The 18173-nt window shown below is 39.5% G+C and carries 14 protein-coding genes; 10 read left to right on the plus strand and 4 right to left on the minus strand.

Going from position 1 to position 18173, the window contains the following annotated elements; genetic code table 11:
• Window positions 1-51 precede the first annotated feature (51 nt).
• Together BN985_RS07730 and BN985_RS07735 are read right to left on the minus strand one after the other, a co-directional pair.
• Complete coding sequence (locus tag BN985_RS07730) at window positions 52-2496, minus strand: bifunctional diguanylate cyclase/phosphodiesterase (RefSeq protein WP_042222313.1); 2445 nt, start codon at window positions 2494-2496, stop codon at window positions 52-54.
• Window positions 2477-3553 (minus strand): EAL domain-containing protein, encoded by a 1077-nt coding sequence (locus tag BN985_RS07735; protein WP_042222315.1) that lies wholly within the window; start codon window positions 3551-3553, stop codon window positions 2477-2479. The genes BN985_RS07730 and BN985_RS07735 overlap by 20 nt, the downstream gene beginning before the upstream one ends.
• 254 nt (window positions 3554-3807) lie before the next feature.
• Between BN985_RS07735 and BN985_RS07740 the strand changes: the two genes are divergently transcribed.
• Window positions 3808-4161, plus strand: coding sequence for a VOC family protein (locus BN985_RS07740; protein WP_042222316.1), 354 nt, complete (start codon window positions 3808-3810; stop codon window positions 4159-4161).
• Window positions 4162-4254: 93 nt separating this feature from the next.
• Here BN985_RS07740 and BN985_RS07745 read toward each other — a convergent pair whose 3' ends face one another.
• Complete coding sequence (locus tag BN985_RS07745) at window positions 4255-4695, minus strand: cell wall hydrolase (RefSeq protein ID WP_042222318.1); 441 nt, start codon at window positions 4693-4695, stop codon at window positions 4255-4257.
• A gap of 202 nt (window positions 4696-4897) precedes the next feature.
• On the opposite strand from BN985_RS07745, the gene BN985_RS07750 reads away from it, so the two are divergent.
• Window positions 4898-5410, plus strand: coding sequence for a DinB family protein (locus tag BN985_RS07750; protein ID WP_042222319.1), 513 nt, complete (start codon window positions 4898-4900; stop codon window positions 5408-5410).
• A gap of 37 nt (window positions 5411-5447) precedes the next feature.
• On the opposite strand, the gene BN985_RS07755 is transcribed toward BN985_RS07750, so the two are convergent.
• Complete coding sequence (locus BN985_RS07755) at window positions 5448-7211, minus strand: glycoside hydrolase family 13 protein (protein WP_042222321.1); 1764 nt, start codon at window positions 7209-7211, stop codon at window positions 5448-5450.
• A 263-nt stretch (window positions 7212-7474) separates the two neighbouring features.
• On the opposite strand from BN985_RS07755, the gene BN985_RS07760 reads away from it, so the two are divergent.
• The 8 genes from BN985_RS07760 to murQ all read left to right on the plus strand — a co-directional run bounded on the left by BN985_RS07760 (window position 7475) and on the right by murQ (window position 18128).
• Window positions 7475-8749 (plus strand): sugar ABC transporter substrate-binding protein, encoded by a 1275-nt coding sequence (locus BN985_RS07760; protein ID WP_042222322.1) that lies wholly within the window; start codon window positions 7475-7477, stop codon window positions 8747-8749.
• Between the two features lie 85 nt (window positions 8750-8834).
• Window positions 8835-10133, plus strand: a complete 1299-nt coding sequence (locus BN985_RS07765) for a sugar ABC transporter permease (RefSeq protein ID WP_042222324.1) — start codon at window positions 8835-8837, stop codon at window positions 10131-10133.
• 5 nt (window positions 10134-10138) lie between these two features.
• Window positions 10139-10981 (plus strand): sugar ABC transporter permease, encoded by an 843-nt coding sequence (locus BN985_RS07770; RefSeq protein WP_042223033.1) that lies wholly within the window; start codon window positions 10139-10141, stop codon window positions 10979-10981.
• A 28-nt stretch (window positions 10982-11009) separates the two neighbouring features.
• Window positions 11010-13367 (plus strand): glycoside hydrolase family 31 protein, encoded by a 2358-nt coding sequence (locus tag BN985_RS07775; protein WP_042222326.1) that lies wholly within the window; start codon window positions 11010-11012, stop codon window positions 13365-13367.
• Window positions 13368-13388: 21 nt separating this feature from the next.
• On the plus strand, window positions 13389-14411 hold the full coding sequence (locus BN985_RS07780) for a LacI family DNA-binding transcriptional regulator (protein WP_042222328.1): 1023 nt from the start codon (window positions 13389-13391) through the stop codon (window positions 14409-14411).
• Window positions 14412-15007: 596 nt separating this feature from the next.
• Window positions 15008-15970 (plus strand): N-acetylglucosamine kinase, encoded by a 963-nt coding sequence (locus BN985_RS07785; protein WP_042222330.1) that lies wholly within the window; start codon window positions 15008-15010, stop codon window positions 15968-15970.
• Window positions 15971-15982: 12 nt separating this feature from the next.
• Complete coding sequence (locus tag BN985_RS07790) at window positions 15983-16837, plus strand: MurR/RpiR family transcriptional regulator (protein ID WP_042222333.1); 855 nt, start codon at window positions 15983-15985, stop codon at window positions 16835-16837.
• Between the two features lie 376 nt (window positions 16838-17213).
• Window positions 17214-18128 (plus strand): N-acetylmuramic acid 6-phosphate etherase, encoded by a 915-nt coding sequence (murQ, locus tag BN985_RS07795; RefSeq protein ID WP_042222334.1) that lies wholly within the window; start codon window positions 17214-17216, stop codon window positions 18126-18128.
• Window positions 18129-18173: the final 45 nt, after the last annotated feature.

Raw genomic sequence — 18173 nt, forward strand, 5'->3', positions numbered from 1 at the left:
TAAGTCTATAAAAAAATAAGTGGCCCCTGAAAAGGAGTCACTTTAGTAGTATTATAACTCGGGTATAGTAAATCTATTGTCTTGCAGTATTTTTTCTAATTCTATTTGTGGGATAGGTTTGCTAAATAGATAGCCCTGATACTCATCACAAGCTTTCCCTGTTAAAGAATGTAACTGGTCGTTTGTTTCTACACCTTCTGCTATGACATTTAGTTCGAGACTGTTTGCCATACTGATAATGGTGCTAACAATGGCTTCATCTTTCACATGATGCATATTATCAATAAAAAGCTTGTCGATCTTTAACGTATCAAGTGGAAAAGATCTTAGATAGCTTAATGAAGAATATCCTGTACCAAAGTCATCGAGTGATAAGAGAACTCCCATCTCCTTTAATTCCATCATGACAGGAAGCGCATGCTCTGGATCTTGGACAATACTCTCTGTTAATTCAAGCTCTAATGAAGAGGCTGGAAAATTCGTTGTTTGTAATACTTCCTTCACTACCGAAGTAAAGTCGCTTTGCTGAAACTGCAAAGCCGAAATATTCACACTTACTCTTAATGGTCTGTCTATCAACGCTTCCCACTTCTTTGCTTGTTCGCAAGCAGTTTGCATCACCCATTTTCCAATGGGGATGATTAAGCCAGTCTCTTCTGCCAATGGAATAAATTTGTTAGGTGGTACTAGCCCCAGATCAGGGTGCTGCCACCTTATCAGTGCTTCCATTCCTTTTATGTTTCCTGTCTTTACATCCACTTGTGGTTGATAATGCAATACAAATTCGTCATTTACAAGTGCTTTTCGCAGACCGAGTTCAAGGTTCATCTTATTGGCAATGATGTCATTCATGTCAGAGGTGAAAAATTGATAATTATTCTTCCCAAGTTCTTTTGCTCTGTACATGGATATATCAGCATGTTTCACCAAGGTTTCTGCATCCATTCCATCTTCAGGATAAATACTAATTCCAATAGACCCCGAAATAATCAGTTCATTCTGCTCGTGAAAAAATGGCTGATTAATGGATTCCAAAATAGCTTGTGCTGTGTTGGCAATTTCCTTATGAGAAGTGTGGGGAAAGATGAGAATGTACTCATCACCACCCTGTCTTGCCAGCATGTCCTTCTTTCCAATACAGGCCTCCATTCTTCTGGCCATCTCTTTCAATAAACTATCTCCTGTCGCATGGCCGAGCGAATCATTAATGTTTTTAAAACGATCCAAATCAATGAACAAGACTGCTAGAATCTGTCCATCAAAGGAGGCTTGTTCAATACATTTGGACAGGTAATTATTGAATAAGCGACGATTTGGTAGATCGGTCAGCGGATCACGATAAACCAGTTCATTGATCTGCTCCTCGGCTTTTTTTCGTTCTGAAATATCGCGTATAATACGACTAAAGTACGTTTCTTCCTCTCTTTTTAATGTAGAGAAAGATAATTCTATCGGTAGTTCTGTTCCATCCTTTTTTAAACCGAGAACCTCCACTGGTTTACCAGTGTTACTGGTTTGATTACTATTTAAATAGGGTTTTACTTTCTCTCTATGTGCTTGCCTAAATCTTTCTGGGATCATGATTTCCACATCTTGCCCCAATGCTTCAACTGCTTTATAACCAAAAATTTCCTCCGCAGCTTTATTCCACGATATAATCTTATTGTTTCCGTTACTTAGGATTACTGCATCACTCGCATTCATTACAAAGCTTTGATAAATGTTATCTATAAACTCTAATTCAGAAGTTTTTAATTGTAGTCTCCGGTCAAAATATATACTAACTAGGACAATACCTAATATTACAGCCATTCCAACTCCAACGGTGTATGCCATGATTGTACTGTTAATTGTCCCGCCCATGTTATGCATGGCATGATGCTCATGCATCGTTGTGAAATCTGCTGCTGCCATACCAGTGTAATGCATCCCAGAAATAGCCATCCCCATAACGACAGAACTAATAACCTTTCTAACACGAAGGCTGAAGCGAGAGGAGTCTTTCTGAAAATAAAAAAGTAAATACAAAGCCGCCCAAGATGTTAAATAGGCTATGATGAAGGATAAAATTAATAAAAAGTGATTGTATACGATAGTTGCTTCCATTTGCATCGCATCCATTCCAATATAATGCATGGATACAATACCAGTGCCAATGAAAAACGCGCCAATCAGCATAAATCTTCTTTTCGTTAATTCTTTACTTACAATAAAAAATGCAATGCCACTTGCTAGTACTGCTAGAAGGATAGAAAGAACCACAAGGACAACATTGTAGCTAACCTCAATTGATAAATGAAAAGCAAGCATAGCAATAAAATGCATGGACCAAATTCCAAACCCAAAGGAAAAGGCACCTGCAGAGAGCCAGACTCTTCGCAGATTGCCTTTTGCTAATTTTAATCGATTCACTAAACTAAGTGCTGTGTATGATGAAAAAATCGCAATTGCAATGGAAAGAATTACAAGAGGTACATTATATTCTGCTGTTATCATGTGTGTGATCAGGCCTTCCGTCTTTTTCTAAGTTGAGTGTTTCTATGGGGGTAGGAGTTGGCTTGGCGAAATAATAACCTTGAAATAATTCATAACCCATTTCAGAAAGATAGTTGTAATCTTCTTCTGTTTCTACACCTTCTGCAAGCGTCTGCGCTCCCACTTCTTTAGAAAGTTTCAAAACGGAGGATGCTACTTCCTGTTTGAATTTATCTGTACTTATGCCATTAGAAAACTCCATGGCGAGCTTGACAATATCTGGCTTTAGGTCAGCCAACTTTTGTAAATCATTAAAGCCTGTACCCACATCATCTAATGCATATTTAAACCCATGCTTACGGTAATAGTCTAATATTGATTTTAAATGCTCGATATCCTCTACTTCATCTGTTTCCACCACTTCAAATACTACCTGCTCCGGTTTCATATTCAGCTTTTTAACTATAGCGAAAGTGGTGGCAAGACAATGCTCTGGAACATAAATAGCAGTTGGAATAAAATTAATAAAAATAAGTTTATCAGAAGGTAAAGTAGCTGCATTTCTTACCGCCTGCAGCCTGCATGCACGATCGAGCGCAAACATCCGATTTCTCACTCTAGCAGCTTCAAATAGGTTAAAAGGTGGAATAACCCCTCCGTCTTGGTCGATTCCTCTTGAAAGAAGCTCGTATCCTATTATATGGGGTTCACCATTTTTTCTATTTATAATAGGTTGATAATGTGTCGTAAGTTGGCTATCTTGTATTATCCCATCAATCCAGCTTGCTTCACGTTCTTCTTGAAACTGCTGAATTGGCTTCATTTTATATAATGTTTTAAGGGGGTCTACCTTGTCTGATTCGACGGCATAAATACTTTCAGAGTTTAGGTGGGCTTCAACATAATCCATCATATTGAAGAAGATAGTCTCTTTAACCCAAAACATTCTATCATTTATTGGTCCCCAGTGGTTCTCCGGCTTTCCTTCTATGTATTTCAAAAGTAACTTCGCCTCTTGATCTTCGGCAAAATAAACAGTATACCCTCTGGGTTTTGGCTGGCAAATATCACAAAACATATGTATACACCCCTTATTCAATCTCTCACTAGTCTATTTATACCAGATAAGAAGACCTATTACTAATAAATAGAGGTAGTATTACAGAGTTTTTAAACAAGGCACATCGAACAGGGAAGGACTTGTTCTCTTTTGATTTGCAACTTCTTGCTTACTTTTAAGCAATCTAGAGATGTATTTGGTCTATTGTTAATTTTGGGAAAATAAATTAAGCTTAATCCATGTATTATAGAAATATTTTCGGAGGTGTTTAAATGGATCATCCAATTCAGAATCAAATTGGTACAGTTTTCATACCCGTGAAAAATATAGAAGAAGCTCGAGATTGGTATAGTGATATCTTAGGGTTAGAGAAAGAGGGAGAAATTCAATTCGGCCATCTTTATGTATTGCCGATGGATGGAACAGGAATTGTCCTAGATAGCAAAATTTATTCTGAGGACAGTATATTTAAAGCTCCAGCTTTTCATTTGAATTCGAAAAATATTGAGGAAGCATTTCAATTTATGAAAGATAAAGGTGTTAACTTAATCACTGAAATTGAACACGGTCATTACTTTAATTTTGCAGATCCAGATGGAAATGTGCTTATGGTGTGCAAATGTTAAATGCGAGGTACAGGAAATAGAGCAATACGAAGCGCATTGCTCTTAGATGTTGAAGGGGAATTCTATCTTTAGAAGACTTGAAAGGGAGGGAGCTTAATAGCCATAAGCACCTTCACACGTATCGGCTACTGGCTCATAATAGCAATGTTGTTTGTACTGCCCTGTAAAGGGTTGACCATACCATGTAGGCGGGCATTCACCATACGGGTTGAAATACCATAGCGCATATTTAGAAGGATGCTCTCTCCAATAGTCTAAGGTTTGTTTTGCAAGCCTTTTTTCTGCAGTTCTTGCTCTGTTATAAAAGACGTTTCCTTTCTGTACTGCTTCAAAGGAGTAATTTCCACCTTGAATTTGAAAAATCACATCATCTATTGACCTTAAATCTTGAAAATCTAAGCAATTCGCCTTGAGCCGGTTCACGATAACATTTCCAACCATCAGCATCCCTTGTTTCCCTTCACCTTCAGCCTCTGCCCGCATCATCCTTGCTACTAAATCAACATCGTTGTCCGTGTATCTCACTCTAGCCATTTTCATCACCTCTAAAAGCAGTGTATGAAAAAAGCCTACTAAAATGTAGACTTTTTTATCATTTTTATGAATGGACAAGTAGAAATTTTTAGGCGGATTCACAATGTTTAATTGAGCACACCCTAGTCCTCTGAGTTTTTTAAAAGGAATAAAGGAATGTTCCTTTTTTTGTAGAATAGTTACAGAAAAGGGAGGGGATAAAATGTATACAACAAAGGACCTTATTCAAGATCTAGAACAATTCAATGAATGGGCGGCAACCTTACTTAACATCGAGGAAAAGCAATTCTTTGAGCCAATTGCAGAGGGCAAATGGGGGATAGCCGAAATTATTACCCATATTTCGTACTGGGACACGTATATACTTACCGGGATTTTGCCGGAAATGAAACAGGACACAGATATTCAGAGCATAGAGATTGAAAAACTTAATCAAGAGGCGGAAGTTCACGCGCGTTCCGGACTCAGTCAGGAACAAATTATACAGGAACAACAGCAAGCTAGAAATGCTTTACTTATAGCTTTAAAAGCACGGTATAATGAAGATGAAGCATTTTTTGACACCACTTTTCAATTAAATGGGGAAAGTCTTGACGAGCATTCAGGTTATCCGCACTCTGTCTTTAACTATTTTAGTGGTTTTGTCTGGCATGATAATCATCATAGAAGACAGATCGAGGGCTTCCTAAAGGAGCAAAAGCAGTCAGTTGAATGATGAAAAAGGAACCCTCAAGATTGGGTTCCTTTTTAACCTACGCTAATACTTCAAAAATTCTCCACCCTAATGCAGGGACTTCCCATACCGTATTGCTATCATCATAGGAAGATTTTTGGGTAGGTAAAGAGATTTCCTTGCTTACCTCTTTTCCAACAATGTCTTTAGATACCTGGCATATCGTTTCACTATTGTTAATCATGACAACTAGCCGCCGGTCATTTAATCTTTTTTCATATACAAGCACATTTTTTTCATCATCTGCATGAGTGAAATGGAATGTGGCTTCATTTCCAAATAGTGCATCCTGCTTTCGTAAGGAAATTAATTCTTGAACGAAGCGGAACAGATCTTGGTCTTGCCTGCTCGGTTCCCATTCCATACAAGCACGACAGCCAGGGTCTTGCCCGCCTTTCATACCAATCTCATCTCCATAATAGATGCAAGGAGTGCCAGTAAAGGTTAACTGGAATAAATATAGTAGCTTTACTCGTTCTGGACTCTCATTAGCCAGTGTTAGGATACGCGGGGTATCATGACTGTCCAGTAGATTAAAGGCTGCCTCATTTACGTTTTGGGGATACATGTGCATGACCCGGTTAATAGCTTGGGAAAAGGCAGTTGGCTTCAATTTATTTGCGCCCAAAAAGTCGATTGCTCCGTTGGTGAACGGGTAGTTCATAACGGCGTCAAATTGATCACCTTGTAACCATGGCATGGAATCATGCCAAATTTCTCCTAGAATATATGCTTCAGGCTTTACTTCTTTTACGACCCGGCGAAAATCACGCCAAAACGCATGATCCACCTCATTGGCAACATCGAGTCGCCAGCCATCAATGTCAAATTCCTCTACCCAGTAACGAGCAACCTCTAACAAGTAGTCGCGCACTTCGCTGTTTTCCGTATTCAGCTTCGGCATCGACGATACAAAGGCAAATGTGTCATAGTTTGGCCTAGGCTCTGTCACAACGGGATAATCCCACAAATGAAACCAATCCTTATATTCGGATTGTCCTTGCTTATGAAGAACATCCTGAAATGGAAGGAAATAGTATCCACTATGATTAAAAACGGCATCTAGCATAACGCGAATGCCACGTTTATGACATTCTTTAATCAACTTACGGAAGGTCTCCTTGTCACCAAATTGCGGGTCGATCTCCATATAATCAATGGTGTCGTATTTATGATTAGAATATGCCTTAAATATAGGGGTAAAGTAAATCCCGTTAATGCCAAGTTTCTCTAAATAATCAAGATTGTCTATAACGCCCTGAAAGTCCCCACCAAAATAGTTGGTAGGTGTTGGTTCTTCTGATCCCCAGGGAAGTGTTCCGTCAGGATTAATTTCGGGATCACCATTTGCAAACCGCTCTGGAAAGATTTGATACCAAACGGTGTCTTTCACCCAATTTGGAGCCCGGAAGACATCCGCCTTGTTTAAATAAGGAAAACAGAAGAAATGACTTATTTCAGTTGGAAGGGTAGAAAAGATCCCATCTTCGGCAACATAGCATTCTTCTTCACCATCTGAGCAGTAGAAGCCATATCGCATTCTACGGAACGTCGGTTTAACGGCAATAAACCAGTAGTCATATAAATCACTAGAACCTGAAAGTGTCATGATTCTTGTCTCAGTTTGCCATTTGCCATCCTTCCAATCATAAGGATCCCCGGAGATCAGTTGGACATTTTTCATGTCACCTTTTTTTGTTTGTAGAAGAATGTGAAGTGTCTCCTCATCATAGGCGTAGGCGAAATTATTTTTCGGTCGATGATAGATTGCTTGTTTTAACATTTGTATACCTCCATTTGAACAAACGTTTGCGCATCTAGTCCAGTTTTGTAATATTTATGATTATTAAAGTATGGTAGATTTGTAGAGAGCATAGCATAAAGTGAATGGAAATGTAAGCGATAACTTAATTGATGATAAAGGATTTACAAAATATTAAAAAAGTAGTTGTTCTTTTGATAGAAAAATGTATAATGAAGGTACAGCGTTTGTGCAAACGATTTCACAAAAGTGTTTAACGCGCTGAAATAGGGGAGGTAAATTAGATGAAAAAAAGTTTTATTTACTTATTCGCAATGGTATTGTTTATTAGCATTCTAGCAGCTTGCGGACCTGATGAAGTGAATCAGGAAAGTAGTTCAGAAGAGGAAAGTGTTGAAGGTGAAATGCCAGAAAAGCCTGAGTCTTTAAAGCTGTGGGTGAACGCTGAAGAGAAACAACAAGAAGCAGTTGAAGAAATTACAAACAGCTATACAGAAGAAACGGGGATCGAAGTAGAAATGGTTCCAGTTGATATGCTTGAACAGGTGGAAAAACTTGATGTTGAAGGTCCTGCAGGTAACGGCCCAGATATTATTTTCCAGCCTCATGACAGAATTGGTGATTTGGCTTTAAGAGGTTTAGTGGAGCCTGTTAATTTTGGTGATTTAGAAAGCGATTACACAGATACAGCATTACAAGCCGTCCAGTTTGAAGAAGAATACTGGGGCTATCCTGCTGTAATTGAAACGTATGCAATGTACTATAATAAATCCCTTGTGGAAGAAGCTCCCGAATCAATGGAAGATATCATGGCTATTGCGGAGCGCGATACGAACGCAGCTAATGATGAATTTGGGTTTTTAATGGAAGCTGCTAACCTCTACTTTGTATATCCGTTCTTCTCAGGTAACGGAGCATATGTATTTGAGAATGATGGCGGGAATTATGATATTTCAGATATTGGCCTTGCAAATGAAGGTGCAGTAAAAGGCGGAGAACTCGTGAAATCTTGGTTCGATAATGGGTACATTCCACAGGATTTAACACCAGATATTATGAATGGTCTTTTCCAAGAGGGGAAAGTTTCGAGTGTTATTAATGGCCCATGGATGGTCAGAGAATACTCTGAAGCTCTTGGAGATGATCTGGCAGCTATACCACTTCCGGTTTTAGAAAATGGTGAAAATCCGAAATCCTTTGTCGGAGTTAAATCTTATATGCTTTCCTATTACTCTGATAATAAAGAGTGGGCAGAAGATTTAATGGCCTACATTACAAACTATGATAATTCAAAAATTTACTATGATACAGCTGGAGAAATTCCTGCAAGGGATGATGTGATGGAGGACCCAATTATTTCAGAAGATCCCATCTTTTCTGCCTTTGCTGAACAAACAACATATGGCGAACCAATGCCGAGCATTCCTGCAATGCAACAAGTTTGGGATCCATTTAATGATGCCTTGAGTTTTATTTCGAAGGGTGAGCCGGTAGATGAAGTTCTACAAGAAGCTGTAGACGCAATCCATGATCAGATTGAAGCCTCTGGAGCAAATTAAATATAAATTAACTGTATGGAAAGAGATTTTACGCTTTCCATACAGTTGTTTTTAGTGACGTGTTAAAAATATAGGGGGAACGCAAATGGCAACGAAACAATCAAAAGGGAAAACCGGCATAACACGGCCTCGAAACTTAGCAACACTTCTATCTATCATTTTGCCTGGACTGGGACAACTATATAATAGAAGATTTTTAAAAGGTATTCTCATTTTTCTTGTATCTGTGTCTTTTTTAGTCACCACATGGAACTATATAGATATTGGAATCTGGGGCTTGTTTACGCTTGGTACTATTCCTCGTGACCACCATTCCATACAGTTGTTAATTCAAGGTATTATTTCTTTAATTGTAATTGCGTTCGGAATTGCAATCTATGTATACAATATTCGGGATGCTAGAAAAGATGCGAAAGCAAGGGAGGATAACAAACCAAATCCAACCTTACTACAAGGGATGACCAGTTTTTATGACAATGGTTTTCCTTACTTCATGATCCTACCTGGATTGCTTTTACTTCTATTTATTGTAGTTGTTCCACTAGTATTTATGCTAGCTTTAGCATTTACCGACTATAATCAGTATAATGCGCCACCTCGTAATCTATTAAATTGGGTTGGTTTTAATAACTTTAAAGACTTGATTAACGTTGGAATATGGAAAGATACTTTTCTAAGTGTATTTTCATGGACTATTGTGTGGACTGTTGTGGCTACAACCCTGCAAATTGCACTTGGTCTATTTTTAGCATTACTTGTAAATGATAAAAGAATTAAATTCAAGCGTACAATTCGTACAGTACTGATCCTACCATGGGCTGTACCAGCTTTCGTCTCTATTTTAATATTTTCTGCGTTATTCAATCCAACCTTTGGGGCAATTAACCGAGATCTGCTTAGCCAATTTGAACTCATGATTCCATGGTTGTCAGATCCGTTTTGGGCAAAGATAGCATTGATTATGATTCAGACATGGTTAGGGTTTCCCTTTGTTTTTGCTCTCTTTACGGGAGTTCTACAAAGTGTACCACAGGATATGTATGAAGCTGCAGATGTGGATGGTGGCACGCGCTTTCAAAAGCTACGATTTATAACGATGCCTCATTTATTATTTGCTACAGCCCCTTTACTCATCATGCAGTACGCGGGGAATTTTAATAACTTTAACATTATCTACCTGTTTAACGGAGGAGATCCTGCTGTACGAGGACAAAATGCAGGTGGGACAGATATTTTAATTTCTTGGGTCTACAAGCTAACCTTTGAAACAAACAACTATAACATGGCAGCAGCAATCACAATTATTATGGGATTGATTATTTCTGTCTTCGCCTTTTTCCAATTTAGAAAAACTGCATCATTTAAAGAGGAGGGACGTTACTAATGGCAATGTCTAGGAAGAAGAAATCAAAAATTGAAGTAGCGTTCATCTATTTATTCTTTTTAATTATGTTTGTCATTATTGGTTACCCTTTGTTTTGGGCTCTGATGATGAGTCTTAACCCTGGCTCAAATATGCTCGTTACAGATTTATTTCCAAGTGCACCAACCATGGAACACTATAAATGGTTGTTTACAGATCCTAAAAGTGATTACTTGATATGGTATCGAAATAGTTTATATGTTGCGATTGTAAATGCAGTTGGATCAGTAGTTATTACGTCATTAATTGCCTATGCATTTTCCAGATACAAGTTTGTGGGAAGAAAATATGGTTTGTATATGTTCCTTTTACTGCAAATGTTCCCAGCGCTTATGGGGATGGTAGCTTTGTATATTTTGCTTAACACAGTCGGGCTAACCGATTCACTGTTTGGCTTAATGGTTATTTATTTAGGTGGTCAGATTCCATTTAATGCATGGCTTGTGAAAGGCTATTTTGATACGATTCCGAAAGAATTAGATGAAGCAGCTAAAATAGACGGCGCAGGGCATCTTAAGATCTTCTGGACAATTATGCTACCGCTCGCAAAACCAATTTTAGCTGTTGTCGCGTTATTTAATTTTATGGCGCCGTTTATGGACTTTTTGTTGCCGAGAATCGTATTAACAAGTCCGGAAAATTATACTTTAGCGCTTGGTTTATATAACTTTATTAATGATCAGTTTTCTACCAACTTTACCAGATTTGCTGCTGGTTCTATCTTGATCGCAATACCAATAGCGCTTGTCTTTTTACTCCTACAGCGTTATTTAATCTCTGGTTTAACATCAGGAGCTACAAAAGGGTAGACATCAAAAAGAAACAGGAGGAACCCATATGCTTGAAGATACAAGCTTTGCCATACTACCAGAAAATAAACAAGATACCACTGGAAACCATTATCTCGATATAGGGAATGTTCTTTCCATTGAAAAACAACAGGATATGTTTCAACTTACATGTACGAATGGGTTTGTGACGCTTTGTTTTTATACGGAATCCATTCTCCGGATTGTAATGAATCCTACATCACAACCTGATCTGAATCTATCCAATGCAGTAAATGTAAAACCAGTAGATATTTCCTTCTCTGAAAAGGATTATGAAGGGGCACTGCTTCTAAAAACGAAGAAACTTGAAGTAAAGCTAGAAAAAAAACCATTGCGGATCACCGTCAAGGATGAGAATTCTCGGGTTCTAGTAGAAGAACAGGAGCGGGGAATGGCATACCAAAATAACGGAGAAATACGTGTATGGAAACAAATGGAGGAATCAGACCATTTCTATGGGTTTGGAGAGAAAAGTGGCTTCCTCGATAAACGCGGTGAAAAATATGAAATGTGGAACACAGATGTGTATGCACCACATAACCCCGAAACGGACCCATTATACGAATCGATTCCTTACTTCATGACATTACGGAATGGGAAAGCTCACGGTATCTTCTTTGATAACACATTCCGTACCTTCTTTGATATGAAGTCAGAGACTGATAGATATTCCTTTTCAGCAGAAGGGGGACAGCTTGATTACTACGTCCTAGCTGGAGCTGATCCGAAAAACGTGCTTGAACAGTATACGTACTTAACAGGAAGAATGCCGCTTCCTCCAAAGTGGGCAATCGGTTATCACCAATCACGTTATAGTTACGAATCTGAAGCTGAGGTAAGAGAGCTCGCAGCCAATTTCCTAGAACGCGACATTCCAGTAGACGTCATCCATCTTGATATCCACTACATGAATGGATACCGGGTTTTTACCTTTGATAGAGATCGTTTTCCAAATCCGGAAAAGCTAATCGCTGATCTGCGCGAAATGGGCATACGGGTCGTACCAATCGTGGATCCTGGGGTGAAGCAGGATTCAGCATATCCAATTTATCAAGAAGGCGTACAAGGTGATAATTTCTGTAAATATATTGAAGGCGATATCTATTTTGGCGATGTTTGGCCAGGCAAAAGTGCGTTCCCTGATTTCACGGAAGAGAAAGTTCGGAAGTGGTGGGGCGAAAAGCATGCATTCTATACAGATATGGGCATTGAGGGAATTTGGAATGATATGAATGAGCCTGCTGTATTTAATGAAACGAAAACGATGGATACCTCGGTCATGCACCGTAATGATGGCCGCCCTACCACACACAAAGAATTACACAATGTGTATGGTCTGTTAATGGGAAAAGCAACCTATGAAGGAATGAAGGATCAGCTTCAGGGAAAACGTCCTTTCTTGCTTACACGGGCAGGTTATTCTGGTGTCCAACGCTATGCGGCTGTCTGGACAGGGGATAATCGTAGTTTCTGGGAACATTTGCAAATGTCGCTCCCAATGGTCATGAATCTCGGTTTATCTGGTGTGGCATTTACAGGCCCGGATGTTGGTGGGTTCGCCCATGATACCAACCCTGAGCTACTTGTTCGCTGGACACAGGTTGGTGCATTTACACCCTATTTCCGGAACCATTCTGCACTGAACACAACGTATCAGGAGCCTTGGCAATTCGGGGAAAAGTATGAAGCCATTATGAAAAAATACATTCAAATGCGGTATGAATGGATGCCACAGTTATATAGCCTTTTCTTTGAGGCAAGCCAATCAGGGCTTCCCGTTATGCGTCCACTATTCATGGAATATCCAGACGATGAACGAACGTATAACTTAAATGATGAAGTAATGATCGGGGATAATGTTCTGTTGGCCCCCATTCTTTCGCCAGGGGTCACAGATCGTGCTGTCTATTTGCCAGAAGGAGAATGGATGCTATGGGAAACGGGTGAATTTTATGAGGGGAATCGTTCCCATTTAATCCATGCAGAACTTGCTGACATGCCTCTTTTCGTGAAAAAAGGGACTGCTATCATGCAGACAAATTGGATTTCCAACCAAGAAAAAGAAACGAAGCAACGAAGCATGAAAGTAGTAGCAGGTAACCCAGGTGATGTGTACTCCTTTACGTATTATGATGATGATGGCGAGACGTATGCATACGAAAAAGGCGATTACTTAAAATGGTATATTGAGATCAAATCTGAAAAGGATGCGATTCATGTTACCATTTTAGATAAAGAAGGAAATTATTTACCTCCATACAAGGAAGTGAACATTGTCCTAATTGGGTTAAAACCAAGTCAAAATGTTATACTAAATGGAAAAATGACCGAAGACACACAACAACTGAAATTAAACGTTTTATAAAGAAAAGTAGTGGGTGAGTATATGGTAACAATAAAAGATGTAGCAAAGGCAACTGGGGTATCACCTTCTACTGTCTCACGAGTGATTGCCGATAATCCAAGAATAAGTCCAGATACGAAAAAGAAGGTTCGCAAAGCAATGAAGGAACTAGGATACCATCCGAATGTAAACGCACGTAACCTTGTTGCAAAATCAACCAAGGCAATTGGTGTCATCCTTCCATCTTCTGCTGATAAATCATTGCAAAATCCCTTTTTCCCAGAAGTACTAAGGGGAATTGGTTCCATCACACATAAAATGCAGTATTCCATGACATTATCAAGTGGAGATACAGAGGATGAGATTTTTAATGAAGTGGAACGTATGGTGTATGGAAGTTACGTGGATGGCGTAATTCTCTTGTATTCACGTGTGAATGATCGAATTACGGATTTCTTAATTGAAACAAACTTTCCTTTTGTTATTGTCGGGAAGCCGTATGACAATGTAAGCAATATTACGCATGTGGACAATGATAATTTTAAAGCAGGTAAGGATATCACCTCCTATCTGATTAAGCAGGGGCATGAACGGATTGCCTTTATTGGTGGGGCAAAGAATTTATTTGTCACAGTTGACCGGGAAGCTGGTTATGAGGCGGCAATGCGAGAGGCAGGGATACCAGAAAATCCGGCGTATAAATTGCATACTGAGTTTTTAAAGTCTGGTGGTAGGGAGGCAGTTGAAAGATTGCTCTCGCTTGATGTAAAACCAACAGGCATTGTCGTAACAGATGATCTAATGAGTCTTGGGGTGTTAAGCACATTAGAGGAATTAGGCTTTCATGTTCCGCGAGACATGTCGCTCGTTAGTTTTAATAATGTCTATTTGTCGGAAATAACCCGCCCCGCCTTAACAACAGTGGATGTACAAATTCATCAGCTTGGCGCACAGTCTGCAAAAGCACTGATAGAATTAACGCTGAATAAGGATGAGCCGGCAAAGCGAATTATTATCCCACATCAAATTGTGTACAGGGATTCAGTTAGTAAAATAGGAGAATAACGGAAGATAGCTCTATTCTTTTAGAATGGAGCTATTTTTTCGTGAAAACTTTCCTCATAACTATTTTACCTGAGGAGATTCTTTTGACGTTCACCAATCTTATGAAGTGCATTTTCGCTAGGGTAGGAGCTCTTTTTGGCGTTCATCAGTCTTATGAAGTGCATTTTCAGCAGGGTAGGAGCTCTTTTTGGCGTTCATCAGTTTTATGAAGTGCATTTTCACCAGGGTAGGAGCTCTTTTTGTCGTTCATCAGTCTTATGAAGTGCATTTTCGCTAGGGTAGGAGCTCTTTTTGACGTTCATCAGTCTTATGAAGTGCATTTTCGCTAGGGTAGGAGCTTTTTTTGACGTTCATCAGTCTTATGAAGTGCAGTTCATCAAGGGAGGCGTTCCTTTTTGCATTTCATCCCCCTATGAACTGCACTTTCAACCCGACCGCCTCCCTTCTTAAAGTTCATTTAAGAAAAAAGCACTTAAATCATTAAAGACATTTGAATAACATTTTGTGTTACAATATTATTTCAATAATAGATTTATTTAATGAAATAATATTTTGCGATGAATCATAAATTAGTAATGATGTGGGGAGGGAGACGAATGGCATATTATATCGGGATCGATGGTGGTGGCACGAAGACACATGCTTTATTGGCTGATGGGAATGGAACTATTATTTCGCAGGCCATCAGTGGAGCGAGTAACCCAAATGCTATCGGAGAGCAGCAACTTATCGAAGTGTTTCAATCCCTTTTTAAGGAATTGGACAACGAGGAAGGAACACGGCTCAAGAAAGTCAAAGTCGTGTATGCGGGTATTGCCGGCTCCGCCAATCCTGCTAACCGAACAATTTTAGAAGCTATCCTTGCCAGCATCCTGCCACAGGCTAAGATCGTAGTTGAGCCTGATGCCATATGTGCTCTCTATTCAGGGACTTATGGAAAAGCAGGAATTGTACAAATAGCAGGCACTGGTTCCATTGCATACGGAATGAATGAATCTGGTGAACAAGAAAGAGTAGGCGGTTGGGGCTACTTAATTGGTGATGAGGGTAGTGGGTATGCGATAGGAAGAGCAGGTATAACAGCTGCATTAAAATCACTGGATGGGCGAGAGGAACCGACCATTTTGCTGAAAATGCTTTACGACCATTTTAACGTTTCCCACCCACAGGAGCTTATAAAATCAGTCTATGATGCCGAACAGCCAAAGTCTGTTATTGCACCCTTATCACGCATTGTTTTTCAAGCATACCTAAAAGACGACCCTGTTGCACAGACAATCCTAGAACAATCTGCAAAAGACATTGCTTCCCAAATTAAGGCGCTGTATCGTAAACTGTTTAATGGCGAAGAGAGAACAAAAGTCGTTTTATGTGGCGGTGTTTTTCAAGAAAAAGGCATCATGCCAAGGCTGCTAGAGAAAAATCTTGAGGATGTTCTTCAGCTCATGCTTGTACAGCCGGAGATCCCGCCAGTTGGTGGTTCGCTTATCGGAGCATACAAACAAGCAAACATTCAAATAAATACGCACATATTAGAGCAAATGAAAATTACACTATAAGAGGGTGATCACATGGCCCATGTAAAAGGCGGACTGGTTATTTTAAAGGAAATGGTGAACAGCTTGTCACCGTCCGAAAGCAAGGTTGCAACATATATTATTGAAAACCCAAAAGAAGCGATTCATCTCACCGCCCTCGGTCTCGGTGAAAAAAGTAATACGAGCAGTGCAGCTGTTATAAGGCTTTGTAAATCTATTGGCGTCAAAGGATTTCAGGAACTGAAAATTCGGGTAGCAGGTGATCTGCAGACAGGTGAGGAAACAACATACCGGGACATTGAACCAAATGAGTCTTATAAAAGCATTATTGATAAAGTGACGGCAAACACGGTGCAAACGTTAAAAGAAACAGTCGATATCCTTGATGAGAACCAACTTAAAAAAGCTGTGGAATCATTAGCGAAGGCAAACTCGATTGTGTTAGCAGGTGTTGGAGCCTCTTACATTGCTGCAAAGGATGCTGAACAAAAATTTCAACGAATTGATAAAAATGCCTATTCTTTTTCAGACATTCATCTAGCGGCGACACTGATTGCAAACAAAGGGGAAGGCGACGTGGTAATTGGAGTTTCTTTTTCTGGAGACACCCAGGAGGTTGCGAAATTACTTCAGCTGGCCAAAAAGCGAAAGATCACTACGATAGGAATAACGAAATACGGGAACTCGCTTGTTAGCCAGTATGCTGACATTTTATTACACACTTCTGCCGCTAAGGAAGCGACCTTCCGAAGTGGGGCTACCTCATCAAGGATTGCCCAGCTACATGTGATTGATATGTTGTTAATGTGCCTTGCATCCAACCATTATGAAGAAACAGTGGAACACCTTGATGCATCTAGGGAAGCAGTCATGTTTTTAAGAGATTAATATGAGGATGGTAGTGTTCTAAGATAACTGGAGCCTATATGAAATAGGTTCCAACTTTGTGGGGAACGGTACTTTTTAACTAGTAATTGAAATTTTATTTCTAATTTTAAAAATAAAATTGACAAAAAATATCATTCACCCTATAATAAAAACAACTTAACGAATAAACTGCACAGGCACCTATGACATATTCAAGGCAGCTGGCAGAAGAATGAAGCCGGTAAAATAAATGGATTTTTACGGGCTTTCTTATAAAAAATATATGAAAGCGCTTTTACATAGCCGGTGAAGGTCCGATTCGTTCGAGTAATATTTGGGAGGAAAAGGAAATACCACCCATTTTATGACACTTAGCAGATAAGGAGATTATGTACATATGAACCTATCTAACCTTTCAGGATTGGTTACAGAGCAAAGGAATCCAAACTCTATTAATCTAGACGGAATGCCTACTCGTGACATCTTACAGCTTATAAATGAGGAAGATAAACAGGTAGCAGTTGCAGTGGATAACGTTTTGCCCCAAATAGAAACGGTTGTTACACAAGTATACAATGCATTGAAAAGTGGAGGCAGATTGTTTTATGTAGGGGCAGGGACGAGCGGAAGACTAGGTATAATGGATGCCTCGGAGTGCCCACCAACTTTTATGACTTCACCAGAATTGGTCCAGACAGTCATGGCAGGTGGTAATGGAGCATTTTTCAAAGCAGTAGAGGGAGCAGAGGATCAAGAAGAACAGGGAGCTCTTGATATTGCAGAACGCAATCTCACAGCAGCAGATGCCGTGATTGGAATAACAGCAAGTGGGAGAACTCCATATCCAATTGGTGCTGTGAAGTACGCAAAGAAAATAGGGGCATTTACCGCTTCGCTTACAAGTAATCCAAACTCAGAGATTAGCAGTTTTGTAGATTTTCCAATGGAAGTTGTTGTGGGGCCGGAAATTTTAACTGGGTCAACCCGAATGAAAGCCGCAACCTCACATAAAATGGTATTAAACATGATTAGTACAGCCGTTATGGTGAAGCTTGGTAAAGTTTATGAAAACTTAATGGTCGATGTCCATGCAAGCAACTATAAGCTGAAGGAAAGGGCAAAGCGAAATGTAATCGCAGTTACCGAAGCAAGCTATGAATCAGCTGAAGAAGTATTGGAAAAAACGGATTACAAAGTGAAACCAGCGATTATTATGTTGAAAACAGGAAAGAGCTTGCAAGAAGTAGACGCTGCCTTGGTTGCAACAAATGGTAATGTACGAGAGGCAATCACGGCCTTAGTAGGGGAATAACATGAAAGCATTTTAGCCTTCATGTGTTTCATATATTAGTAATTA

Origin of the sequence: Oceanobacillus manasiensis, assembly GCF_000724085.1 — a bacterium.
GTDB classification, from domain to species: domain Bacteria; phylum Bacillota; class Bacilli; order Bacillales; family Amphibacillaceae; genus Oceanobacillus_B; species Oceanobacillus_B manasiensis.